The organism is Bradyrhizobium sp. WD16, from assembly GCF_024181725.1.
In the GTDB taxonomy this organism is placed as follows: Bacteria; Pseudomonadota; Alphaproteobacteria; order Rhizobiales; family Xanthobacteraceae; genus Bradyrhizobium_A.
The window spans coordinates 1,067,259-1,091,526 of record NZ_CP028908.1; the positions used below are offsets into that span (position 1 = coordinate 1,067,259).

At 60.0% G+C, this 24,268-nt stretch carries 17 protein-coding genes and 3 pseudogenes; 6 read left to right on the plus strand and 14 right to left on the minus strand.

Annotated features, from left to right (window positions below; all coding sequences use genetic code 11):
• Window positions 1-34 precede the first annotated feature (34 nt).
• A complete protein-coding gene (gene groL / locus DB459_RS04960) occupies window positions 35-1,681 on the plus strand; it encodes a chaperonin GroEL (protein WP_253711820.1) in 1,647 nt (548 codons plus the stop codon).
• 133 nt (window positions 1,682-1,814) lie between these two features.
• Here the strand turns inward: groL and DB459_RS04965 are convergent, their stop codons facing one another.
• The 3 genes and pseudogenes from DB459_RS04965 to DB459_RS04975 form a co-directional block, all read right to left on the minus strand.
• Complete coding sequence (locus DB459_RS04965; protein WP_253711821.1) at window positions 1,815-2,444, minus strand: glutathione S-transferase family protein; 630 nt, start codon at window positions 2,442-2,444, stop codon at window positions 1,815-1,817.
• A 96-nt stretch (window positions 2,445-2,540) separates the two neighbouring features.
• Window positions 2,541-2,792, minus strand: a pseudogene (locus DB459_RS04970) (GNAT family N-acetyltransferase); the annotation flags it as partial.
• Window positions 2,793-2,829: 37 nt separating this feature from the next.
• The gene (locus tag DB459_RS04975) at window positions 2,830-3,030 is read right to left on the minus strand and encodes a hypothetical protein (protein WP_253711822.1); all 201 of its coding nucleotides are present in this window, start codon (window positions 3,028-3,030) and stop codon (window positions 2,830-2,832) included.
• 498 nt (window positions 3,031-3,528) lie between these two features.
• Between DB459_RS04975 and DB459_RS04980 the strand changes: the two genes are divergently transcribed.
• Both DB459_RS04980 and DB459_RS04985 read left to right on the plus strand, forming a co-directional pair.
• Complete coding sequence (locus tag DB459_RS04980; protein ID WP_253711823.1) at window positions 3,529-3,873, plus strand: hypothetical protein; 345 nt, start codon at window positions 3,529-3,531, stop codon at window positions 3,871-3,873.
• Between the two features lie 51 nt (window positions 3,874-3,924).
• A pseudogene (locus DB459_RS04985) lies at window positions 3,925-5,130 on the plus strand (IS256 family transposase); the annotation flags it as partial.
• A gap of 70 nt (window positions 5,131-5,200) precedes the next feature.
• Here DB459_RS04985 and DB459_RS04990 read toward each other — a convergent pair.
• Genes DB459_RS04990 through DB459_RS05000 form a run of 3 tightly spaced genes read right to left on the minus strand, consistent with a single transcriptional unit; the run spans window position 5,201 to window position 10,566 of the window.
• Complete coding sequence (locus DB459_RS04990; protein ID WP_253711824.1) at window positions 5,201-8,494, minus strand: SNF2-related protein; 3,294 nt, start codon at window positions 8,492-8,494, stop codon at window positions 5,201-5,203.
• Window positions 8,495-8,496: 2 nt separating this feature from the next.
• Complete coding sequence (locus DB459_RS04995) at window positions 8,497-9,831, minus strand: EH signature domain-containing protein (protein WP_253711825.1); 1,335 nt, start codon at window positions 9,829-9,831, stop codon at window positions 8,497-8,499.
• Window positions 9,832-9,843: 12 nt separating this feature from the next.
• A complete protein-coding gene (locus DB459_RS05000) occupies window positions 9,844-10,566 on the minus strand; it encodes a hypothetical protein (protein ID WP_253711826.1) in 723 nt (240 codons plus the stop codon).
• Here DB459_RS05000 and DB459_RS05005 point away from each other — a divergent pair.
• A protein-coding gene (locus tag DB459_RS05005) for an IS3 family transposase (protein ID WP_253706739.1) occupies window positions 10,565-11,697 on the plus strand; the annotation gives its coding sequence in 2 pieces (ribosomal slippage) (window positions 10,565-10,820 and window positions 10,820-11,697; 1,134 coding nt in all). The two genes, DB459_RS05000 and DB459_RS05005, sit on opposite strands and share 2 nt — an antisense overlap.
• Window positions 11,698-11,736: 39 nt before the next feature.
• On the opposite strand, the gene DB459_RS05010 is transcribed toward DB459_RS05005, so the two are convergent.
• Both DB459_RS05010 and DB459_RS05015 read right to left on the minus strand, forming a co-directional pair.
• Entirely contained in the window at window positions 11,737-12,045 is a 309-nt protein-coding gene (locus tag DB459_RS05010; protein ID WP_253711827.1) for a hypothetical protein, read from the minus strand.
• Window positions 12,042-13,766, minus strand: a complete 1,725-nt coding sequence (locus DB459_RS05015; protein WP_253711828.1) for a hypothetical protein — start codon at window positions 13,764-13,766, stop codon at window positions 12,042-12,044. Before DB459_RS05015 ends, DB459_RS05010 begins: the two co-directional genes overlap by 4 nt.
• A gap of 229 nt (window positions 13,767-13,995) precedes the next feature.
• Here DB459_RS05015 and DB459_RS05020 point away from each other — a divergent pair, with 229 nt between their 5' ends.
• Window positions 13,996-15,078, plus strand: coding sequence for an IS630 family transposase (locus DB459_RS05020; RefSeq protein ID WP_253706553.1), 1,083 nt, complete (start codon window positions 13,996-13,998; stop codon window positions 15,076-15,078).
• A gap of 95 nt (window positions 15,079-15,173) precedes the next feature.
• Window positions 15,174-16,517: pseudogene (locus DB459_RS05025) on the plus strand (IS701 family transposase).
• Between the two features lie 222 nt (window positions 16,518-16,739).
• On the opposite strand, the gene glpK reads toward DB459_RS05025, so the two are convergent.
• From glpK to pimA, 6 genes are all read right to left on the minus strand, one after another.
• Window positions 16,740-18,248: a glycerol kinase GlpK gene (gene glpK / locus DB459_RS05030; RefSeq protein ID WP_253711829.1), complete on the minus strand. Its 1,509-nt coding sequence runs from the start codon at window positions 18,246-18,248 to the stop codon at window positions 16,740-16,742.
• Between the two features lie 112 nt (window positions 18,249-18,360).
• Window positions 18,361-18,918, minus strand: a complete 558-nt coding sequence (locus DB459_RS05035; protein WP_253711830.1) for an SDR family oxidoreductase — start codon at window positions 18,916-18,918, stop codon at window positions 18,361-18,363.
• Between the two features lie 4 nt (window positions 18,919-18,922).
• A complete protein-coding gene (gene pimD, locus DB459_RS05040) occupies window positions 18,923-20,071 on the minus strand; it encodes a pimeloyl-CoA dehydrogenase small subunit (protein WP_253711831.1) in 1,149 nt (382 codons plus the stop codon).
• A gap of 33 nt (window positions 20,072-20,104) precedes the next feature.
• Window positions 20,105-21,292 carry a pimeloyl-CoA dehydrogenase large subunit gene (pimC, locus tag DB459_RS05045; protein ID WP_253711832.1) on the minus strand — a complete coding sequence of 396 codons (1,188 nt, stop codon included), beginning with the start codon at window positions 21,290-21,292 and terminating at the stop codon, window positions 20,105-20,107.
• 70 nt (window positions 21,293-21,362) lie between these two features.
• Complete coding sequence (locus DB459_RS05050) at window positions 21,363-22,550, minus strand: acetyl-CoA C-acyltransferase (RefSeq protein WP_253711833.1); 1,188 nt, start codon at window positions 22,548-22,550, stop codon at window positions 21,363-21,365.
• The gene (gene pimA / locus DB459_RS05055; protein ID WP_253711834.1) at window positions 22,547-24,265 is read right to left on the minus strand and encodes a dicarboxylate--CoA ligase PimA; all 1,719 of its coding nucleotides are present in this window, start codon (window positions 24,263-24,265) and stop codon (window positions 22,547-22,549) included. Before pimA ends, DB459_RS05050 begins: the two co-directional genes overlap by 4 nt.
• Window positions 24,266-24,268: the final 3 nt, after the last annotated feature.

Here is a 24,268-nt window from a genome sequence, read left to right on the forward strand (position 1 = left end):
GATGGGCCGGCCCACTCACAGGAGCAACTGAGATATGGCAGCCAAGGACGTGAAATTCGCGGGCGACGCCCGTGAACGCATGCTGCGCGGTGTCGACATCCTCGCCAACGCGGTCAAGGTCACCCTCGGTCCCAAGGGCCGCAACGTGGTGATCGACAAGAGCTTCGGCGCCCCGCGCATCACCAAGGACGGCGTCACCGTCGCCAAGGAGATCGAGCTCGAGGACAAGTTCGAGAACATGGGCGCCCAGATGGTGCGCGAAGTGGCCTCGAAGACCAACGACACCGCCGGCGACGGCACCACCACCGCCACCGTGCTCGCCCAGGCGATCGTGCGCGAAGGCGCCAAGGCGGTCGCGGCCGGCATGAACCCGATGGACCTCAAGCGCGGCATCGACATCGCGGTGACCGCCGTGGTCAAGGACATCGAGAAGCGCGCCAAGCCGGTGGCCGCCTCCTCCGAGGTCGCCCAGGTCGGCACCATCTCGGCCAACGGCGACACCACCATCGGCAAGATGATCGCCCAGGCGATGCAGAAGGTCGGCAACGAGGGCGTCATCACCGTCGAGGAAGCCAAGTCGCTCGATACCGAAGTCGATATCGTCGAAGGCATGAAGTTCGACCGCGGCTATCTCTCGCCCTATTTCGTCACCAATCCCGAGAAGATGACCGCCGAGCTCGAGGACGCCTACGTCCTCCTGCACGAGAAGAAGCTGTCGGGCCTGCAGGCCATGCTGCCGGTGCTCGAGGCCGTGGTGCAGTCGGGCCGTCCGCTCCTGATCATCGCCGAGGACGTCGAGGGCGAGGCGCTCGCCACCCTCGTGGTCAACCGTCTGCGCGGCGGCCTCAAGGTCGCGGCCGTCAAGGCGCCGGGCTTCGGTGATCGCCGCAAGGCCATGCTCGAGGACATTGCGATCCTGACCGGCGGTCAGCTGATCTCCGACGACCTCGGCATGAAGCTCGAGAACGTCAACCTGCAGATGCTCGGCCGCGCCAAGAAGGTCGTGATCGACAAGGAAAACACCACCATCGTCAACGGCGCCGGCAAGAAGCCGGCGATCGAGGCCCGCGTCAACCAGATCAAGGCCCAGATCGAAGAGACCACCTCGGATTACGACCGCGAGAAGCTCCAGGAGCGTCTTGCCAAGCTGGCCGGCGGCGTCGCGGTGATCCGCGTCGGCGGCGCCACCGAGATCGAGGTCAAGGAGAAGAAGGACCGGGTCGAGGACGCCCTCAATGCGACCCGCGCCGCGGTGCAGGAAGGCATCGTGCCGGGCGGCGGCACCGCGCTGCTGCGCGCCAAGAAGGCGGTCGGCCGTCTGTCCAACGACAACTCGGACGTCCAGGCCGGCATCAACATCGTGCTGAAGGCGCTCGAAGCTCCGATCCGCCAGATCGCCGAGAATGCCGGCGTCGAAGGTTCGATCGTTGTCGGCAAGGTGCTCGAGGGCAAGGGTGAGACCTTCGGCTTCGACGCCCAGAACGAGGAATATGTCGACCTCGTCGCCAAGGGCATCATCGATCCGGCCAAGGTGGTGCGCACCGCGCTGCAGGACGCCGCGTCGGTCGCCGGCCTGCTCGTCACCACCGAAGCCATGGTCGCCGAGCTGCCGAAGGAGCCGGCGCCCCCGATGCCGGGCGGCGGCGGCGGCATGGGTGGCATGGGCGGCATGGGCTTCTAAGAAGCCCGGCGTCTCTCGCCACTTCGCAAAAATCAAAGGCCGCCCTCAGGGGCGGCCTTTTTCCTTTAGATCGCGTTCCTTTAGATCGCGGCGCTCAAGGCAAGCGGCTTACGGCTCGAAACGCAGAGCTGCCTCAGCCCTCCGGCGCCAGGAACGGCTGGACGATCTCGCAGAACGCCGGCAGGTCTTCACAGGCCTCGGCATGCACCGCCAGCGCCGGCCAGCGGCCGGCATCGAACACGCCGGGATGGGCCTCTTTCGTGAAGCGCAAGACGCAGCCGACCGCGATATCGGCGTGGCCGATGCGTTCGCCGAACCACCACGGCGACTTGATGTTGCCGCGCTCGGCTTCCAGGGCATCCAGCACGCCGGAGATCTGGGTCCGGCAGCGCTCCATCCACAGATCGGAGCGCTCGGCATGCAGCACGCGCTCGTAGACGAGGCTCACCGCCTTGTCGCCAAGGCCGGTGGCGAGCGCGCAGGTCTTCAGGGCACGGCGCCGGACCGCGCCGGCGGACGCGATCATCGCCTTGCCCTTGCCGACGCATTCGTCGAGATGATCGAGAATGGCCCAGCTTTCGATCAGCACCTCGCCGTCGTCCAGCACCAGGGTCGGCACGCGGCGCAGCGGATTGAACGGGGCGATCTTGTCGGCATCGCCGAAGATCGACCACGGCCGGTGTTCGAAGGCAAAACCATAGAGCCGCAGCGCAATGGCGACGCGCCGCACGAAGGGAGAGTCATACTGGCCGATCAGAATCACGCCGGGCTCCACTGGAGATTGCTTTTCTCCATGTTGAAACGCGGCGGTCGTGGACGTCAATCGCTGAACGCCGCAATGACCGCGCAAACAAGCCTGTCATGCGTCATCGGGATCGATCACCGGCACATGGGGCGCGGCACTGCGCGACAGCTCGCCGACCAGGCGCGGATCATCGGCCACCTCGGTCTGGAGGCGATAGGGCCGGAAGCCCGAGCGCTGATAGAACGCGATTGCCGAAGGGTGATCCAGCGTACAGGTGTGAAGCCAGATGCGCCCGACGCCAGGCGCCCACGCACGCTCCAGCGCCCGGTTCATCAGCCACCTTCCGGCGCCGCTGCCGATCAGCTTCGGGGGGGCTGGCGGATGCTCAAGAGTCGCCCGGGAATCACTTCCGGAAAGGCTCTCCTTGGAGCACGGAAATCCGCTTGCTAACCGCTATGCTCAATGCAGTGCGCTCTTGTTCGGTTATCTCGAGGTTCGGGAGGCTCAGTGTCTGGAACGCCCGAACCTCCGTCAGCGTCATCCGGTCGATCTCTGCTGCCTGCGGGCTGATCCCCATTTCATTGTCGAGCTTTCGATCAATCATCCGTAATAACCTCCGTTACTGCGCGGAAGAAACCCAGTCGCCTCTTGCGCGAATCAGCCGTGGCGACACGTAGCATCGGCATGGCGCAATCAATGGTGCTTCTCACACATCGCGCAATTAGTCGCGATCTCAATTGCTAGTCAACGTAACGTTCTCCTGTCGCGACCAGATCAGCACCTCAAACGGGGTCATGTCGCGCATGTACTTTCCACGGCGCGAATGGCGTTGGAGCGAAAGCGTCCCGTCGGAAAACTTGTAAATGTTCTCCAGATATCGGCAACCGTGAAGATCGAACCAACGATATGCGATGCGAGCCGTTTGAGAAAACCCTCGGACGACCGATGCGGGCACCGTGCCAAGTTACGCTCGCCACACAGGCCTTCAAAGAGAAATTGTGTCATACCTGCCTCAAATCTTCCGCCCTTCAATGACTACGTCCTCCATTGCCAAATTGTATCACAGGCTAATATGCTCGCTCGAAGAGTTAGGGGGACGACGATGGCGGAATCAACCATAGTCGAGGTCATACGGATGCTTGACCCGCCAGATGCTTGGACAATGCGGTGGCATTTCGTAATCGATATAAATGGCGACGGGCAGATAACGATCTCAGACGTGTGGCTTTGGGCGTCTTATATTTTCTTTGCGCCGGGTGACGTTATTCTCCTCGGCATTATGCTCAAGCTTCCTAGTGTAGCAGCGTTTCTGGAAATGACACCGAAGCTAGTTTCAGGTTGGTGGTCGTTCGCCATATCTTTTCTATTTTGGGCGATATTTTTGGGTAACTTGAGTGCAGAGAGCAAGCGGGCAAAAGAAGAGCGCGCCCAATCACCGAGACTGTAAACTGAACTGTGTCGCTGCATAATCCCCCGAGAGGCGAGAGCCGCCTGGAGCATGCAGATGAAGGTTTCCCCTGAACTTCTCGAAGAGCTGACGAAGGATTTCAAGCGGCCGGAGGAGATGGAAAGTCTCTACGCGCAGATGTTGCAGCACATGATCAATCGCGGGCTGTCGGCCGAGCTGGATGCGCATCTGGCCGCGGGGTCGGCGGAGGCGGGCTCGAACGCGGGGCGGTCGAACAAGCGCAACGGCAAGAGCATGAAGACCGTGCGGAGCGCCAACGGTTCGCTGACCGTGGAGACCCCGCGCGACCGGCTTGGAACCTTCGAGCCGCAACTGGTGAAGAAGCGGCAGGTGCGGCTCGCCGGCATGGAGGAGAAGATCCTCACGCTTTACGCCAAGGGCCTGACGACGCGCGACATCGAGGATGCGCTGACGGAACTCTATGGCGTGTCGATCTCGCACACGCTGATTTCGCAGGTCACCGAAAGCGTGATGGACGAAGCCCGAGCCTGGCAGAACCGCCCTCTGGACGATGTCTATCCGATCGTCTGGCTGGACGGGCTGGTCGTCAAGGTGCGGCACAACAAGCAGGTGATCAACAAATCGGCGCATATCGTCCTTGGCGTCAACCTGCGGGGCGAAAAGGAAGTTCTCGGCCTCTGGCTGGCGGAGTCGGAGGGCGCGAAATTCTGGCTCTCCGTGCTGACCGAACTGAGAAATCGCGGCGTGCGCGACATTTTCATCGCCTGCATGGACGGTCTCAACGGGCTGCCGGAGGCGGTGAACGCGGTTTTTCCGAGGACGCTGACGCAGCTTTGCGTCGTGCATCTGGTGCGCGCCAGCCTGCGCTACGTCGCGACGCAGGACGCAAAGGCGGTGATCGCCACGCTGAAGAAAATCTATCAATCGGCGAGCGCCGACGAAGCCGCGGCGGAACTCGACGCCTTCGAAGCCGAATGGGGCAGGAAATACAAATCCGTCGTGCGGATATGGCGCGGCAATTGGGACAACGTCATTCCGTTTTTCCAGTTCGTGCCGGAGATCCGCAAGGTGATCTACACGACCAACGCCATCGAATCCCTCAACATGACCATGCGCAAGCTCACGCGAAACCGCAGGATTTTCCCAAACGACGACGCCGCGCTGAAATCGCTCTTCCTCGCAATCCAGGAAGCCGCTAAAAACTGGAAAAGCATCCACCACTGGAAGCCCGCCCTGCAGAGCTTCCAGATCATGTTCGGCGAGGACAGAGTCCCACTCGAGCAGTTGCAAGCCAATCCGCAGCGACACAGTTCAGTTTACAGTCTCTTCGAAGCGAAGCCCGCTATTAGGTTAACGTCAGCCCAAGGAGTTGATCCCTTGCGATCAGCTTCCAGCCATTTTTGCAAAACTTGTCGGCAACTCTCTGAGAAAACCGTTTGCCATTTGTGAGGCCGACCACAATAGCATCCGCAGCGCGCCAATTTGCGCGAACTCTTTCCGCATCGACTAACAAGCCGTTATCGACCGGATTATCAATGTTCGATACGTGCTTGCATTGAAGTAGATGCGAAATTGTTCCCAGTTCATCTCGAACAACGATGTCGGCACCGCCATCCCCCGAACGGATGGTGAGCTTAGCGTTCAAGCCGCTCCGAATAAGACAATCTCGCACAAATTCTTCGAGCCCTAGGGGACCAGATTTGTCGACTTCCTCTAGAATTTTCGTCGGATTCTGCGGCGACTTTGACTGGAATGCTTGAGTAAAATCAGCAGCCGTAATTTCCGTCGACGTCAATATCTTCCTCGAAACGGCTCGTCTGCTCGCGAGCAGCTCATCTAGGATGACATCATAGGAAGTCTCCTGAAGCTGCGGATGAACAGCTCCAAATTTGTAGACGTAAACCTCCTTCTTTGCTCCGATTCTATAGGCTCTGTCGGTGCACTGGTCTTCAACGGCAGGGTTCCACCATCGGTCGAGATGCATCACGTGATTTGCGGCCACAATATTTAGGCCAACGCCCGCGGCTCTTGGAGACAGGATTAGCGCAGCAAATCCTTCTATTTCCGAGAATCTATCAACGATAGGCTGCCGCTGACTTGGATTTGTATCTCCCCGAATGAATTCTGGTTGAGGGCACGCGAACCGTTCTTTTATGAGACGGGATAAAATAGTTTGAATTTTTCTACTATTGACGAATACAATTACTTTTTCTTTGCGGCTGGCGATCATTGCCAACTGCTGAAATGCCGGTGCAAACCTAGCGGACATCATGATGTAGTCCTCGGCGGACAGCAAACCGCCAGAGACACTCTCAGGATCAGCCGGATGCAGTGAAATTGACCTGAAGTCGTGGAGGGCTCTCAATATCTTAAGGTTGCCCGCCTGCGTAGCTGCACTTATCTCAGCGTAGCGGCTCGCTTGTACTGCAGGCATCGCTGTCCTGACCATGTTGCCTTCATGCTTTGGCGGCAGGTCTTTGGCGACATCTTCCTTCATTCGGCGAAGCGCGTACGCTGGCACTCCCTTGCCGCTAATCGTGCTCGGGCTCAGTATTTCATTCGAGAGCCGCTCAAGAGATTTAGCGCGTTCTGCTTCAGCCTGCGATTTACCGTAGATCTTGATAAACTCGCGCAACGGGGGAAAATAACCAGGTGCTATAATGTCAGTTATTGCCCAAAGGTCGGCGATAGAATTTTCAACCGGCGTGCCCGTCATGCCTACGACGAAATCGACGTTTAGCGTTTTGAGAGTCGCATTAATTCGCGTAGTTGGATTCTTTGCCTTCTGAATCTCGTCGAATACTCCAACGCTGAAGGGCACCCCGGCAAAACTAATATGATAATCTCGAACCGTCTCAAATGTTGTTAGAACCCAGGTTGCCTGCTTGATCTCCTGTGAGTTCAATAGCATTAGCCCATCATTACTCTTTCCAACTTTTAGTGCGTTCAATTGATTGCCGAAAGCTATCAACGGAGGGCCGAGTCCTTCATCAAACGCAAATCTCTGGTGCTCGCTTTCCCAATTCTTCAAAAGACTGGTCGGCGCAACTACTAGCGCGGGACGGCCGCTCCGGACCAGTCGCTCTCGCATCAGAAGCATCAGAAATGTTAGACTTTGGAGCGTCTTACCCAGTCCCATATCATCCGCAAGTAGTACGCCAGGCCATCCGCTCGTATACGCGCTAGTTAGCCATGCCACGCCCTGTTGTTGGTGCTGCTTCAGCTCAACCCTCATGAGTGGTTGAGTCGCGTCAGTCAGTCGGCGAGGAATGAATTGCCTCTTGAACTCGGCTTCATCAAAGTTCTCTCGCGTTTTGAGAACGGCAATCCGGCGGCGAATGGGGGCCAGTTGCTCTTGTTCTTGGCCGCTGAAAGAAAGTTGCTTACTGGGTGGCGCCTCGGGCGGCATCAGGCGTTGGAGGGTAGGCAGAAGGCCCGGAGCATTCGTCGAAACGCTAACGTCACCGATGTCGACCTGCTGTTGACCGCGCGATATCGCATCCTGCACGGCGTGCAACCACCTTGGAACATCTTCTGGTTCGCCAACAACGAGCTTGTCTCCTAAGACGACGGAGAAGCGTTCGGGCAGCCATGTGTTTGACTGCTTTTCGAGATAAGAAAGCTGCGGCGGAATCCATTCACCAAGCCCGACAATGCGCTGCGAGTATTGCTCCGTCTCATAGAACAATGTGTCTCCGATAGAGACATCACGGTCATCATCGAATTCCTTGTACGCCGCCGAAATTGCTGCAGCGGGCGCCATCAAAAAAGAGAGGCGCTCCTCAATCTGAGCAGACTGCTTTCGCTTAACGACCTCCAGCGCCGGCCGGAGCGACGGATCGATAAATATGTATTGGCCACTTTCGATCACATATGTGGAATTGACTTGCTTCTGTGACCTAAATTGCTTTCCGAACAGTTCCGCAGTCGCTGGCGTAACGGCCAATTCCGCCTCTGCGCCGTCTTGCATTTCAGCGTCACTCTTTCGCATTGGAATAGGATCGAAATTAATGTCGCCTCCGCCCAAGGTTGGCTTCAAGCTAAATGCCGTCACATGGGACACACGCACCTTCATAATGAAAGCATCGGTACCGATGTTCGGAACAGGAGCGTCGTCGGGTATGAGAAGACGCAGTGCGGCAAAGGCGGCGATCTTGTCGTCTCTTGTTTTTGCCGAATTAAGCTCATTTGCGCGTTGCAGAACCTGGAATATTGTTCCGGAAATGCGAAACCTTTTCCCACTTGCTTGAAAAATCCCTTCGCTGAAGGTCCCAACTACTCGAACACCGCCATTTGTAGCGGAGTAAGCTATTCTGAAGTCATCCGACGCCAGTCCACCAACACTCTGGACGTCGATCTGATATGGAAATGGCGGAAGGAGACCGAGTTGCAATGCGTCGTCATTGGCAAGCGACGCCGCGTCTTCAAACGTTAGAAGCCGTGTAGCGCCGTCTTTAGGCTCGAGATGCCCTTGATACTTAAGTTCATCCAGTACCGCTGACGTTAGCGGAGGCAACTTTCCAATCGCTTCATCCCAATCGGACTGAACTGCAAGACGGCTACCGAACAAGCCGTTGCGCTTCTCGCATATCCTTAGCAAATAGCCAGTATCGCTAAGCTCTGAAACAATCTCAAACATCGCTAAGCTCGTATGCCGGTGTGATGCTCGATTGCACGGCGAGCCCAGGTAGTCCAACTACCATTTTTGTCGTGACGGATAGCGTCGCGCATAAAGTCCCCGATGCGCACTTCCATGCTCGCGCGCCTAAGCTCTTGGCCGACATAAGTCGGTTTATGGAATTCAGGGGCGCCCTTATCGCCGTCGCGCCAAAACCTGAGCGCCCCAGAGTGACTCCATTCTGCGATCACTAGATCGCCTAGCCGCATCAATAAAACGGACTGATTGGAGTTTGCCCCAGTTAAGTGAGACCATTTCATATATTCAGTATCCGGGCTTGCTCGCTGAGCTTGCTTGGCCACGCGTCCGGCATCGCTTGCTAGAATGAGCGTTAGGTCAGTTACGTGGCCCTTCTCGAAATATCGCAACCAAAACTTCTTGCGCGGCATGAACTGATCGTCTGCGGTCTCTTCGATGATCCGTATGAAAAGATCGAGATACTCGATGGAGAGCCAGCGCCTGACGGCTACTAAGCACTCGTCTCGGCGCCGCTGGCCATCCTTGCCCAGCAGGATAGGCCACATATAGAGCCGCGGATCTCGATATCTGGAAATGAGTGCGCCAACGATCTTCTTTAAAGCGTCTGGCGGCGGCGGTTGGTGAAGAAATGGATCAACCAACGCCTCATAAAACTCCGCCGGTGGAGTGCCCACAATGTTGTCAAACGCAAAGGACAACGCGTGCTCCAGGCGGCCGGGCTTCAAGTTTCTTGTTGCCAGTCGAATGCAAGCCAACTTCAGCTCGATGCCATACGCTGTCGATAGGATGAACGTTGATAGTCCCTTGGCAAGGCTCGCTTGATGGATGTTGTTGCCTTCCAAAAGAGAAGTCGCAACAGAGTTCACCGCCTGGTTATCTTCCAAGATCCCGGTGAGTTTGCAAAACCTTCGATTGCTTTCCATCAATTGATCAAGGTTCTGCCTAACGTAGGCCCTCAAAATGTCCCGCAGGGACTTATCCCGATAGCAAAAAAACAATGAATTGAGGCTAGCACGAATGCAGCGCTTATCGCGTCGACGACTGGCCTCGGTCAAAAGTCCTAAAACATCTTCAGTGCTGAAGCCTTCATGCAACCCAATAGCAGAAATAGCGACTCGCAATTCGCGCCGAGAGACAAGCGATAGCGATCCTGTCCGCACTCTTGAGACGATCGCCTCTAAAGTTGCCCGGCTTGGCTTGAGGTCGGATGAATCAGCTCTATATCCAGAACATGCTTCAATCAGCTTGCCGTACTCGGCTAATCTCGTTGATTCGAGGCGCTTCGGCGAAAACGAGTTTATCGCAGCCAGGATCGACATGAGGCAGCCCTGCTACTTTGTTAGCAACTTCTGCACTTCGTTGAGGTTGTCCGATCGGGGGGAAAACATCAGAACCCGCAAATCGATACGACGATTACCCTTCTTCCCTTCTTCAGCGTCGTTAGAAAAGGCAGGGCGGGTCTCGCCATACTCCGCAGGATTGATTAGGGGGGACGTGCCCTCACCAAGCCTTTTACCGTCAACGCTTGGAGAGATGCTAAACATCTGCGCGAGGCGAGGTTGATAGGCATAGATAGTTTGAACCGCGTTTATAGCCCGGCGGCCCGAAAGCGACAGATTATCGCGTATGTTACCTTCGACCGTGCCCCATATCGGCGTGTTGTCAGTGTGACCCTCTACAAATACTGCGTCGATGAAGACGGCGTTCGGGTTGCAAACACGGGTTGGATAGCTGGCGGGACCTACACTAAAGCAAGGAAGCACCTTCGCAAGCGCTGCAGCCAGCGACTTCACAGCGTTTTCGCTGGGTGAGCCTGGGACAATGATAGACTTTCCCTGAGGAAAGAGCATATCGCCCGATAAACGCAAAATTCCTTGCTCTGGAATCACCTTCACATCGTTGTCGCTTATGCCCTGAATATTGCTCAGACTGCGCTGCAGCTCATAGAGTATCTTTTCGCGGGCAGAGTGAGCTGGTCCCGGAAATCTGGACAGGACGATAAGTGGAATTTCTGCCTGACAACGGCGATAATCGCCGCGAACAGGAGAGACCATGAAGAGACGACCCCGCCGGAACCACTCACCGGCCTTCAAGGCGAAGGTGGCTCTGGCCGCCATCAAGGGCGATCGGACGATCGTCCAACTGGCCGAGCATTTCGACGTTCACCCCAATCAGATCACCGCATGGAAATCGCAGCTCGAGGGCAGCGCGTCTGAGGTTTTCGGATCGGGAGGCGGAGCGCCGGCCATCCCCGCGATCGATGTGAAGTCGCTCCATGCCAAGATCGGGGAGCTGACGCTGGAGAACGATTTTTTAGAAGGCGCGCTCACCAAGGCGGGATTGCTGAGCGCAAAGCGATGATCGACCGTGAGCACGATCTGTCGATCACCAAGCAGGCAGAGGTTTTGAAGATCAGCCGGGGCAGCGTTTATTATCTGCCCCGCCCAGTATCGCCCGCCGACCTCGAGATCATGCAACAGATCGATCGGCTGCACCTGGAATACCCCTTCGCCGGTTCGCGTATGTTGCGAGGCCTGCTGGCCTTGCGGGGGTGCAAGGTCGGCCGCCGGCATGTGAAGACGCTGATGCGGCGGATGGGGATAGAGGCGCTCTATCGCCGGCCGCGCACGACGAAGCCTGAACCCGGCCACAAGATCTATCCGTATCTGCTGCACGGCATGGAGATCACGCGACCGAACCAGGTCTGGGCCATGGACATCACCTATATCCCGATGGCCCACGGCTTCGTCTATCTCGCCGCCGTGCTCGATTGGGCGACGCGTCGTGTTCTGTCCTGGCGATTGTCGATTACGATGGAGGCGTCCTTCTGTGTCGAGACATTGGAGGATGCTCTCGCGCGTCACGGCAAGCCGGACATATTCAACACCGACCAGGGCTCGCAGTTCACTGGCGCGGCCTTCACCGGCGTGCTCGCCGATAACGGCATCGCCATCAGCATGGACGGCAAAGGAGCTTGGCGGGACAACGTGTTCGTTGAGAGGCTGTGGAAAAGCGTCAAATACGAGGAGGTCTATCTGCGAGCCTATGAGACCGTCGGCGAGGCGCGAAGCTCGATTGGTCGGTATCTCGACTTTTACAATGGCCGCCGCCCGCATTCGAGCCTTGACGACCGCACCCCGGATCAAGCCTACTTCGATCTTCCTCCGCTCCGCGCGGCGGCCTAACCCCGGCAGAGCCTCCACTTATCGACGCGGAAAATCTGTTCAGACAACCGGGACCACCTCAGAGTCCGCCTGCTTTAAATATCGCTCCAACGGGTTCTGCCGTAATTTTTGAAGCTCATCTTCGAGCTCAGAAACGCGGCGCTTCGTTTGCTCGAGTTCAGCAGAGGTGGCCTTCAGTTGATCCAATGTTGCTAGGTGCTGAGACAAGGGAATTGTCCGCTCGGTGTCTTGAATGCGATACGCGAAATACATGAGGAGGATAATGAAAACGAACAACATGCCGACCATGATGTCGGTCATGGATACAAAGTAGCTTTCCTCTCCCTGTTCGACTTCGGCTTCGCTCATTCAGCTGCCGCCTGGCTTGGCTTCGTTTGGCTCTCCGCCAATTCGTCTATAAGCTGCTCAAACTGATTCACAGCTCGCGCAAGAGCTTGATCCATTGTTCCCAGCTGGTCAGACATTTGCTTAGATTGATACTCAAGATGATCGGTAATCGATTTGAATACCGTCGCAAGCTTTTCATCAACGGCGTTAAACCGATCGAGGTGCGTGGACATTTGCTTTTGCAGCGTCTCTATCATCGCACGAGTGGATGCTTGCATTTCTGAGGCAGCCCGGTGGAAATCGGATGCCGCGCTGGCCGAGCCTTCCATGGCTGCGAGAAGTTTGGTCATGTTTGAATCGACCGCAGAACCAGCCCGGACCAGCCCCTGGGTGGCGTTCACAACCTCCTGAGAGACGCTGCTAAGTTTTTCTTGAAGCTCACTGTGTTTTCGCGTGATGTCGGACAAGGTTCCAACATGCAGACTTTGGCTATCGCTCAGTTGTTTAAGGAGGCTCTCAATTTTTGTGGCGCTAGCGGCGAATGAATCGCCTCCCACGGTCAAACCTTGGAGTAGATCGTTGGTCCCTGCCGCAAGTTTTGTGGAGAGCTGACTGCTTGCGTCCGCGATCAGCGAAGAAACGGCATCTTTTAGGCTTTGAGATATCTCGGCTTGCTCTTTTGCGGCCGCCTTGCCCGCGTCGCTGATAGTGGTTGCCGCTTGTTCCAACCTGGTTGGCAGATCCTTCAATTCGGACGCGAGACCGGTTAGTGACCTGCTTGCATCAGTCAAGCTGGCTTCGAAGGCACCTTTCATAGCATCGCCAACCGCCTTGCCGGCTCCTGCTCCCGACGCTTCGATCAATTTGGAGAAAGAATCGGCGATCTCTGAGAGCTTAGCGGTTAAGCTGTCATTGCTCTGTTCGACTGCTTGCCTAACAGCATCGCCGATCCTCATTGCGATGTTGGTGTTAAACAACTTAAGTTCAGTGAGACTTTCCTGTTGAACAGTGAGTTGCCTTTCAGAGATCTTTTGCTCGCTCACGAATAGCAGGCGTTCTTCTAGCGACTCGTTCAGCTGATGCACGGTGGCGCTCAGATGTCTGAGGATTAGGCGAATGAACAGCGAGAGCAATATGGAGGCAACCAAGCCGGCGGCAGATATATAGAACTTTGCTGCCGCTGTAGTTAGTAGTTTGCTGAGCGCTTGCTTTATATGCTCTTGGTCGACGGCGCTGGTTAAGCTTGCTGTAGAAAAGGTAAGTGCGGCTATGAGTCCAATGAACGTTCCGAGGAGCCCGAGGCCAACGAAAAAATTCGGCAAGCTGCGCACGAAATCGTATTGAACGCGTAGACTTCGTGTGGTGAAAAATTGGGAGGGGCGCGCAGATGCAAGAATAACTGGAGCCTGCGCCGTTTCGCGAAAGATCAGCGTTTTCCGGAACTCAGCCCAGGCGGTGGAGGTTAGCTTGTTTGACGAGAGCGTCGTATCTACTTCGTCATATCTACTGTGGAAGCTGAGACGCTTTTGATCTTCAGAAGTTTCCTTTGATTTTCCGCGAACAGCCGACAGCGCAGAATGAAGGCGATAGGCTTGAGGCAAAACGGCACACACAAATGCAAGGAATAGTGTGGCGGCGCTCACAAGCAGGCCGGTCGCAACTTTAGGGCCGAAATCTTCAGTCCCAAACGGCTTTAGAATCTCGCCGTATATGGATATCGTGTACTCGAACCAGTGATCCATCGTACCCATCCCCCCATGATGGATGCCGAGGCTTGTTCCTTCGCGAAATCAATAACCTACTTGGCGGCCTGACATTTGCCTTTCTCCTTCTCATCGTCAAGGCGCCGGGAGGGCAAATCGTCCTTAAGTTGCACTGTTTGGATGAATCGGGGCTCCTGGTACCTAGTGTTCCGTCTCGCAAATCAGTTTAAATAATCTTGGTTGCTTCGGGCAAGCAGGAGCTGAGAGGATGGCGCGTCCCGTCAAGGTACTTACCGCCGATGCGGAGACACGGGCTGAACTCCAACGGAGGGCCAATGCTCCGACCAGTGCGCATCGCGATCGTTTTCGAGCAAAAATTATTCTGCTGCGTCTGGAGGGGGTGAAAATCGAGCTCGTCGCCGAGCAGATGGATACATCGATGCCAACGGTGTCGACATGGTCCAGCCGGTTCGAGGCACACGGGCTCGACGGCCTCGACGACAAGGGCGGACGCGGACGCAAGCCCTCGATTACAGAGAAGAAAATCGAGCGTGTCATCACCGATGCCACGCGTCCGCCGAAGAACCGCAAGCGTTGGAGCGTGCGCAGCATGGGCCGCCATGCCGGAGTATCGCACAGTACTGTGCAGCGGATCTGGTCAAAGAATGACTTGAAGCCCCACATTGTAAAGACGTTCAAGCTCTCGAATGATCCGGAGTTTGAGAAAAAGTTCTGGGACGTGATCGGGCTCTACCTCGATCCGCCAGCGAAGGCGCTGGTGTTATGCTGCGACGAGAAGAGCCAATGCCAGGCTCTGGAACGCACTCAACTTGGCTTGCCGCTTGCCCCGAAGCGTCCCCGGACAATGACTCACGATTACACCCGGCATGGCACGATTACGTTGTTTGCTGCCCTCGATGCGATGAAAGGCAAGTTGATCGCGCGCACCGAGGCGCGTCACACTCACATCGAATGGCTCAGGTTCCTGAAACAGATCAATCGCGAAACGCCCGAGGAACTCGACATCCATCTGATCCAGGACAACTATGCCACGCATAAGCATCCAAAGGTCAAGGCTTGGCTCGCCCGTCACCCGCGCTTCAAGTCGCACTTCACGCCGACATCTTCGTCCTGGATGAACCTCGTCGAACGCTTCTTCGCTGATTTAACCGCCGACGTGATACGCTCGGGCAGCTTCGCTTCCATCGGCGAACTCGTCCGCGACATCGAAGCCTATCTCTCCGATCGCAATGCCGCCCCGAAGCCCTACACGTGGAGGGCCGAGGGCGCGGCCATCCTCGAAAAAATCAACCGCGCCCGCGCCGCCCTCGACAAAATCGAGGCAGCGTGAGTTATTGCAAGGCAATTGAGAGTCAGGACACTAGCACTACTTTGGCAGATTCTGGGAGTTGATCGGCGAGACTGGATTCCCGAATCACGTTTTCAATGATTCATGGGTGGTCAGCTTTTTTGGAGGGCTGACCGGTGGATACGACGTCGAGGTGGGAAGATGAGCTTGGACGCTGGCTCGAGCCATTCCTGGATTGTTTAGGTCACAAGGCTCGGCGGCGGATGTGTCCGCTATATGTTTCAGGACTGATTGGGCCGGGCGACCGCAAGAGCGTCCAGCCAATGGCGGCGCGGCTGGCGCCGGGCGACTATGATCAATTGCATCATTTCATCGCTGATGGCGTCTGGGACGCGGCGCCGTTGGAAGTAGAATTGCTCGTTCAGGCCGACCGGCTCGTCGGCGGCACAGATGCGGTGCTGGTCATCGACGATACATCGATGCCGAAGAAGGGCGATCGCTCGGTTGGTGTAGCTCCGCAATATGCATCAACTCTCGGTAAAACGGCGAATTGCCAAACATTGGTGTCGCTGACGCTTGCGCGCGGTGAAGTGCCGGTAATGGTGGCGCTACGTCTCTTCCTTCCCGAGAATTGGACGAGCGATCCGGTACGTCTGAAGCACGCCGGCGTTCCCATCGAGCATCGCGCGGCACGGTCCAAGCCAGAGATCGCGCTGGCTGAGATCGATCGCGTGATCGCAGCCGGTGTTCGCTTCGGCTGTGTGCTGGCGGACGCGGGATACGGATCGAGCGCGCCGTTCCGTCATGCTCTGAGCGAGCGCGGCCTCTTATGGGCAGTTGGTATGTCGCGGCGCCAGAAAGTCTATCCGGCCGATGTCACCATGATCTTTCCAACGGAGAAAGCCCGTAAGCCGCGCAAACACCATATCCCGGATATGTCGCCAGTTTCAGCCGAGACGATGCTGGCCGGCGTAAAGTGGCAGAAGATCAGCTGGCGCGGGGGTACGAAAGGCCCGCTGACATGCCTTTTCGCTGCGCGGCGCGTCCGCATCGCCGACGGCCCAAAGCACCGCGTGTTCGATAAAGGTGTCGAGCGTATGCCTGGTGATGAAATGTGGATCCTGGGCGAGCGACGATCGAGCGGAGAGCAGAAGTACTACATCTCGAATCTGCCCGCTGACGTTTCGCTTAAGACGCTGGCAGCTGCCGTCAAGGCGCGGTGGATCTGTGAACAGGCGCATCAGCAGTTGAAGGAAGAGCTGGGGCTCGACCATTTTGAAGGCAGGTCGTGGGCCGGATTACACCGACATGCCTTGATGACGATGATCGCCTATGCCTTCCTTCAGTCCCGCCGCCTCACCGCAGCGGGACGAAAAAAAAAGAGTCCCAGGCCCACCGCCACAACCGAGCATGCCGGCCATCAGGCAAGCCATCCTCGACCTCTTCGTGCGGCCTCCACCCCTACGATGCACGCACTGTGAGATGCTGCTCGCAGGCTGCCTTCAGCCAAATCTGCCAAAGTAGTGCTAGGGAGCTACCGCAATAGAAGGTCTTAGTAAGAATTTGGAATAGCAGAATATTGTCGGAGAGCCTCATTGGTCAAAACTGGCCCGCTTTTCTGATATCATTATACCCCCTCCAGGGTGAAGCGCCCGACCTTCGGCCGTCAAGCACGGCATCAGCTCAGCGGAGCGCAGCAGCGGTCATTCCTCCCCCGGATCGCTGGCCAGCACGCCCTTGACCGCCTGACGCCAGCCCTTGAGCTTGCGCGTCCGCGTCGCCGCGCTCATGTTCGGCCTGAAGCGGTGCTCGAGCCGCCAGTTGTCGGCGAAACGCGCCGGCTCGGGATAGAGCCCGGCGCCGAGCCCGGCGAGATAGGCGGCGCCGAGCGCCGTCGTCTCCTGGATCATCGGCCGGTCGACCGGCGCGTCGAGCAGGTCGGCGAGCCGCTGCATGGTCCAGTCGGAGGCGGTCATGCCACCGTCGACGCGCAGCACCGGACTCGCCGCGCTGGCATCCGGCCAGTCGGCGCGCATCGCCGCCCACAGGTCGTAGGTCTGATAGCAGACGCTCTCCAGCGCGGCATGGGCGAGCTCTGCCGGGCCGGTGTTGCGGGTCAGCCCGAACAGCGCGCCGCGCACCCGCGGATTCCAGTAGGGCGCGCCCATGCCGACGAAGGCCGGCACCAGATAGACCGACTGCATCGAATCCGACTGGTCCGCGAGCGGCCCGGTCTCGGCGGCATGCTTGATGATGCCGAGCCCGTCGCGCAGCCATTGCACCGCCGAGCCGGCGACGAAGATCGAGCCCTCCAGCGCGTAGGTGCGCTTGCCGTCGAGCTGATAGGCGACGGTGGTCAAGAGCTTGTTCTTGGACGCGACCGGAGTGGTGCCGGTGTTGAGCAGGGCGAAGCAGCCGGTGCCGTAGGTCGACTTCATCATGCCCGGGGTGAAACAGGCCTGGCCGATGGTGGCGGCCTGCTGGTCGCCGGCGATGCCGCGGACCGCGATGGTGCCGCCAAACAGGTCCGGCACCGTGTCGCCGAAATGCGCCGAGGAATCCTTGACCTCCGGCAACATCGAGCGCGGCACGCGGAGCAATCGTAGCAGCTCGTCGTCCCAGGTGCCGTCATGAATGTTGAACAGCAGCGTGCGCGAGGCATTGGTGGCGTCGGTGGCGTGGACACGCCCGCCGGTCAGCCGCCACAGGAGGTAGCAATCCACGGTGCCGAACAGCAGTTCGCCGCGCTCGGCGCGGGCACGCGCGCCCGGCGTCTGGTCGAGGATCCAGGCGACCTTGGTGCCGGAGAAATAGGGATCGATGATCAGCCCGGTCTTGGCCATGATGGTCGGCTCATGACCCTCGGCCTTGAGGCCGGCGCAGATCTCGGCGGTGCGCCGGTCCTGCCAGACGATGGCGCGATGCACCGCCTTGCCGGTGGCGCGGTCCCAGACCACCGTGGTCTCGCGCTGGTTGGTGATGCCGATGGCGGCAATGTCGGCGGCCGTCATCCCGGCCTTGGCCAGCGCCGCGCGGCAGGTGGCGAGGGTCGACTGCCAGATGTCCTCGGGCTCGTGCTCGACCCAGCCCGAAGCGGGGAAGTGCTGCGGAAACTCCTGCTGCGCCTGGGCGGCAATGGAGATGTCGGCGCGGAACACGATGGCGCGCGACGACGTCGTGCCCTGATCGATGGCAAGGATATGGGACGCCATGGCGCTTCCTCAGATGACTTTCGTATCGATGGTCAAACGCAAGGAAAGCGATAATCGCCGCCGCCGTCAATCCTCAGAAAGACGACGGGCAGTGGCTGGTGCGCTCAACTGTCTAAACCGCGGCGGTGGTGACGCCGCCATCGATGACGATGGTCTGGCCGGTCATGAAGCTCGAGGCGTCGGAGGCAAGATAAACCACTGCACCGGCAATCTCATGCGGCTCGCCGATGGAGGAGACAATCACCACCGAGCCGCCGCCGCGCTTGACCATTTCGGGGATCGCCTTGCTGCAGAGCCAGAGATTGCTCTTCACATTGGCGCCCATGATCTTGTCGAAGGCTTCGTCGCTGATGTCGAGCAGCGGCCCATAATAGGGATTGACCGCGGCATTGCAGACCAGCACGTCGAGCCGGCCATAATGCGCGATTGTGCCTGCGACCAGCGCCTCGACCTCATCGCGGCGGCTGATGTTGCAGGCGATGACATGGGCATTGCCGCCGGCGGCCGCGATGCCGTCGGCGACGATCCGGCAGGCATCGGCCCTGCGGCTCGAAACCACGACCTTCGCACCCATCTTCGCCATCAGCTCGGCTGACGCCCTGCCGATGCCGCGGCTCGAGCCGGTGACGATGGCGACCTTGCCGGCGAGGTCGAAGGGCGTGGTCGCCATGGCGTTACTCCCGCAGCAATCCGCCCTGGTCGCTGACGCGGCGCAGGTGGTAGTCGGCGTCGCCGAACTGGCTTTCGATCATGGTCAGGCGCTTGAAGTAGTGCCCGATCTTGAACTCCATGGTCATGCCGACGCCGCCATGGAGCTGGATCGACTGCTGGCCGACGAAGCGTGCCGAACGGCCGATCTGCACCTTCGCCGCGGCCACGGCGGTCGCCCGCTCCCTGGCATCGTCGATATCGGCGGCCATGGTGGCGAAGTAGGACATGCTGCGGGCCTGCTCCACCGCCACGAACATGTCGGAGCCGCGATGCTGCAGCGCCTGGAAATTGCCGATCGCGGTGCCGAACTGGTTGCGGGTCTTGAGATATTCGACGGTGGTCTTGAGCGATTCGTCCATCGCGCCGACCGCCTCGGCGCACAGCGCGATGCGGGCGTCGTCGACCACCCGCTCGATCAGCGGCAGGGCGTTCTCGGGATCGCCGAGCGCCGAATCCGCACCGACCTCGACACCGGTGAAGGTGACGTCCGCTGCACGCAGGCCGTCCTGGGTCGGATAACCGCGGACCGTGACGCCCTTGGCGTTCGCCGGCACCAGGAAGGCGCCGACGCCAGCGGCGTCGCGCTGGCCGCCCCTGGTGCGGGCGGTGACCACGAACGTATCGGCGGCGTCGCCATGCACCACGACGAATTTCTCGCCGTCGATGACGAAGCCCGATCCGCTCCTTTTGGCCGTGGTCGCGACGTCGCCGAGATCGTAACGCGAGTTCTTCTCGAGCTGGGCGAAGGCCATGGTCCTGGAGCCCCCGATCAGCGACGGCAGATGCGCCGCTTTCTGCGCCGCCGAACCGCCGCGGCGCAGGAAGCCGCCGCCCAGCACCACGGTGGCGAGATAGGGCTCGAGCACCAAGGCCCGGCCGAGCGCCTCCATGACGATCATGGTCTCGACGCCGCCGGCGCCGAAACCGCCGTCGGCCTCGCTGAAGGGCAGACCGAGCAGCCCCTGCTCGGCGAACGTGCCCCACATGGCGCGGCTCCAGCCGTCCTTTTCGGCGGCGTATTTCTTGCGCTGCTCGAAGTCATAGGAATCGCCGAGCAGGCCGTCGACGCTCTCCTTGAGGAGCCGCTGCTCCTCGGACAATTCGAAGTCCATTGATCTGATCCTCGTTGAAGCGGGCGAAATCGCTCAGAGGCCGAGCACGGCCTTGGCGATGATGCCCCGCTGGATTTCGTTGGAGCCGCCGTAGATCGAGACCTTGCGGTAGTTGAAGTAGCCGGGCGCGATCTGGGTGGTCCAATCGGCGAAGTCGTTGCGACCGTGATCCTCCGGCGCATAGGGCATGCCGAAGGGACCGATCACCTCGAGCATCAGCTCGGTGATGGTCTGCTGGATCTCGGAGCCCTTGATCTTGAGGATCGAGGATGCCGGATCCGGCTTGCCCTTGCCATGCTTGCCCTCGGCGGCGACGACCCGCATCTGGGTGATTTCCAGCGCCTTGAGTTCGATCTCGGTGGCGGCGAGCTTCTCGCGGAAACGCGGATCCTCGAGCAGCGGCCGGCCGCCGGCCTGCACCTTGGAGGCGAACTCCTTGATGCGGCGAAGTCGCTCCTTGGACATGCCGACCCGGGCGATGTTGACGCGCTCGTTGCCGAGCAGGAACTTGGCGTAGTCCCAGCCCTTGTTCTCTTCGCCGACGAGGTTGGCGACCGGCACCTCGACCTCGTCGAAGAACACCTCGTTGACCTCGTGGCCGCCGTCGATGGTCTGGATCGGCCGAACGGTGATGCCGGGCGACCTCATGTCGATCAGCAGAAAGGAGATTCCGGTCTGCTTTTTCGCCGCGGGATCGGTGCGCACCAGGCAGAAGATCCAGTCGGCATACTGCGCCAGCGTCGTCCAGGTCTTCTGGCCGTCGACGACATAGACGTCGCCCTTGCGCTTGGCTGAGGTCTTCAGCGAGGCGAGATCGGAGCCGGCGCCAGGTTCGGAGAAGCCCTGGCACCACCAGTCGTCGAGGTTGGCGATGCGTGGCAGATAGCGCTTCTTCTGCTCCGAGCTGCCGAAGGTGTAGATCACCGGTCCGACCATGTTGACGCCGAAGGGCAGCGGCGGCGGCGCCGGAGTGGCCTGCAGCTCCTCGAGAAAGATGTATTGCTGCGCCGGCGTCCAGCCGGTGCCGCCATACTGCTCGGGCCAGTGCGGCACCGCCCAGCCCTTCCTGTTGAGGATGCGCTGCCACTCGACCAGCTCTTCCTTGGTGTTGTGGCGGCCCTCGACGATCTTCTGTCGGGTGGCGGGGGGCAGGCTCTCGCGGAAGAAGGTGCGCACCTCGTCGCGGAAGGCCAGCTCTTCCTTGGTGAAGCTGAGATCCATCGTCAGTCTCCTTGGCACGGAAGGCGTTGGTGCGCGCGCGGCGGCGACACGACCGCCGCGCGCGTGTTTCTTACTGAATGATCTCGAACAGGCCGGCCGCGCCCATGCCGCCGCCGACGCACATGGTGACGACGCCATACTTGACCTTGCGGCGGCGCCCCTCGATCAGGACGTGGCCGGCGAGGCGGGCCCCCGACATGCCGTAGGGATGGCCGACCGAGATCGCGCCGCCATCGACATTGAGCCTGGCCGGGTCGATGCCGAGCTTGTCGCGGCAATAGAGCACCTGGACGGCGAAGGCCTCGTTGAGTTCCCAGATGCCGATGTCGTCGATCTTCAAGCCATGGCGCTTGAGCAGGCGCGGAATGGCATAGACCGGGCCGATGCCCATCTCGTCCGGCTCGCAGCCGGCGGCGACGAAGCCGCGGAAGATGCCGAGCGGCTTGAGCCCCTTCTGGGCCGCGAGCTTGTCGCTCATGATCACCGTGGCGCTGGCGCCGTCGGACAGCTGGCTGGCGTTGCCCGCGGTGACGGAATAGCCCTCGCCACGCACCGCCTTGAGCGAGGCAAGACCTTCCGCCGTCGTTTCGGGCCGCGGGCCTTCGTCCTGGGACAGCGTCACTTCCTTGTACGACACCGCGCCGCTGGCCTTGTCGACGACCGCCATGGTGGTGGTGATCGGCGCGATCTCCTCGCTGAAGCGGCCGGCCTGCTGGCCTGCGGCGGTGCGGCGCTGGCTTTCCAGCGAGTACTCGTCCTGCCGCTCGCGCGAGATGTTGTAGCGCTTGGCGACCACTTCGGCGGTGTCGAGCATCGGCATGTAGACGTCGCCCTTGAGCTTGACGAGCTCGGGGTCGACGGCATGGAAGGTGTTCATCTTGTCGTTCTGCACCAGGCTGATCGACTCGCCGCCGCCGCCGACCGCGATCTCGACGCCGTCGAACAGCACCGAGCGGGCGGCCAGCGCCATGGCCTGCAGCCCCGAGGCGCATTGCCGATCGATGGTGGTCGCGGCGACGCTGACCGGCAGGCCGGCGCGCAGCAGCGCCTTGCGCGCGATGTTGCCGCCGGTTGAGCCCTGCTGAAGGGCGGCGCCCATCACCACGTCCTCGATCTCGGCCGGATCGAGCTTGGCGCGCGCCACCGCATGGGAGATCGCATGGCCGAACAGCGTCGCGCCCTCGGTGTTGTTGAGCGCGCCGCGATAGGCCTTGCCGATCGGCGTGCGGGCGGTGGAGACGATCACAGCATCGGTCATGAGGGAATCCTCGTTGCTTCGGAAGGGGTGGATCCGCCCGGCAGCTTCTGCTGCTGGGTGCGGAGTTCGTTGCGGGAGAGCTTGCCGACGGGGGTGCGTGGCAGTTCGTCGCGGAATTCCAGCACCGCCGGCAGTTCGTGCTTGCCGATCTTGCCGGTGAGGAAGTCACGCAGCTCGTCGAGCGTGAAGGGCTTGGCGCCAGCCTTCAAGGTGACGAAAGCCTTGGCCGCCTCGCCGCGATAGGGATCGGGCACGCCGAGCACGATGACCTCCTGCACCGCCGGGTGCTCGTAGATCGCCTGCTCGATCATCTGCGGATAGACGTTGAAGCCGCCCGAGATGATCATGTCCTTCTTGCGGTCGACCAGGTAGAAGTAGCCGTCCTGGTCGACGTAGCCGATGTCGCCGGTCAGGAATCGATCGCCGACGAAGGATTCGGCCGCTTCCTTCTCGCGCTTCCAATAGCCGCGGGTGACATTGGGACCGCGGATGCGCAACTCGCCGGTCTCGTCCGGACCGAGCACGCGCGTCGGCTCGTCCAGCGCCACCACATCGAGCTCGATGCCGGGCAGCATCAGGCCGATCGAGCCGGGCTTGTCCGGCCCTTCCGGCGGATGGCCGGTGCCGGGCGAGCAGGTCTCGGTCATCCCCCAGCCGCTGCGCAGCTTGATGCCCGTCTTGCTCTCGAACACCTTGGCCACTTCCACCGGCAGCGGCGCGCCGCCCGAGCCGATCTGCGACAGGGACGACAGGTCGCGCTGCTCGAGATCCGGGAGGTTGGCGATGGCGATCCACATCGTCGGCACGCCGGGAAAGACGGTGGCGTGCTTCTCCTCGATATCACGCATCACCGCATTGATGTCGAAGCGCTGATGCAGCGAGATCAGTTCGCCGTTCTTGAGGTTGCGCAGCAGGATGACGGTAAGCGCATAGATGTGAAACAGCGGCAGCACGCAGATCACGCGCTCGACGCGGTTGCGCTCGGCGCGCTGCTTCGCCCCCCACAGGTCGTAGATGCCGACCGCGGAGGTGAGATTCCTGTGGCTCAGCATCGCGCCCTTCGGCAGGCCGGTGGTGCCGCCGGTATATTGCAGCAGGGCGATATCGTCGGGCGACACCTGCGGCCATTGCGCTGGCGGCGTCGCGCCCCGGACGAAATCGGCAAAGGTCACGATCCTGTCGCTTGCCGGCCAGGGCTCCTTGGAATTGGGCTCCTTGGAATTGGGCGCCTTCGGATTGCCGACATCACCCCAGCGCGCATCCTCGCAGATCACCAGACGGTCGATAAGGCCCTTGTCGAGGAATTTCAGCGCCACCGGCAACAGCGCCGGCAGATCGCTGGTGACGAGCACTCGCGCGCCGCTGTCGCTCAGCTTGTGGGACAGCGCCCGTTCGCCGTCGAGCGGGCTGAGATGGACGATCCGGGCGCCGGCCTTGAGCCCGCCGAAAAAGCAGATCGGATGATCCGGCGTATTGCCGAGAAACAGCGCGATCGCGTGACCACGGCCGTAGCCGGCACGGAGAAAGCCCGCGGCGGCCTCGCCCGCCCGCGCACCGAGCTCGGCGTAGCTGATCGGCTTGTCGCGGAACTCGATCGCGGTGCGGCTGCCGAAATCGGCCGCCGACCTCGCGAGGAGGTCCGGCAGGGTACCGAAGGGGATCGGCGCGTCCCAGCGCGCCCCTTCGGGGTAATACTTCTCGCCCGCGTAGGCCATGGC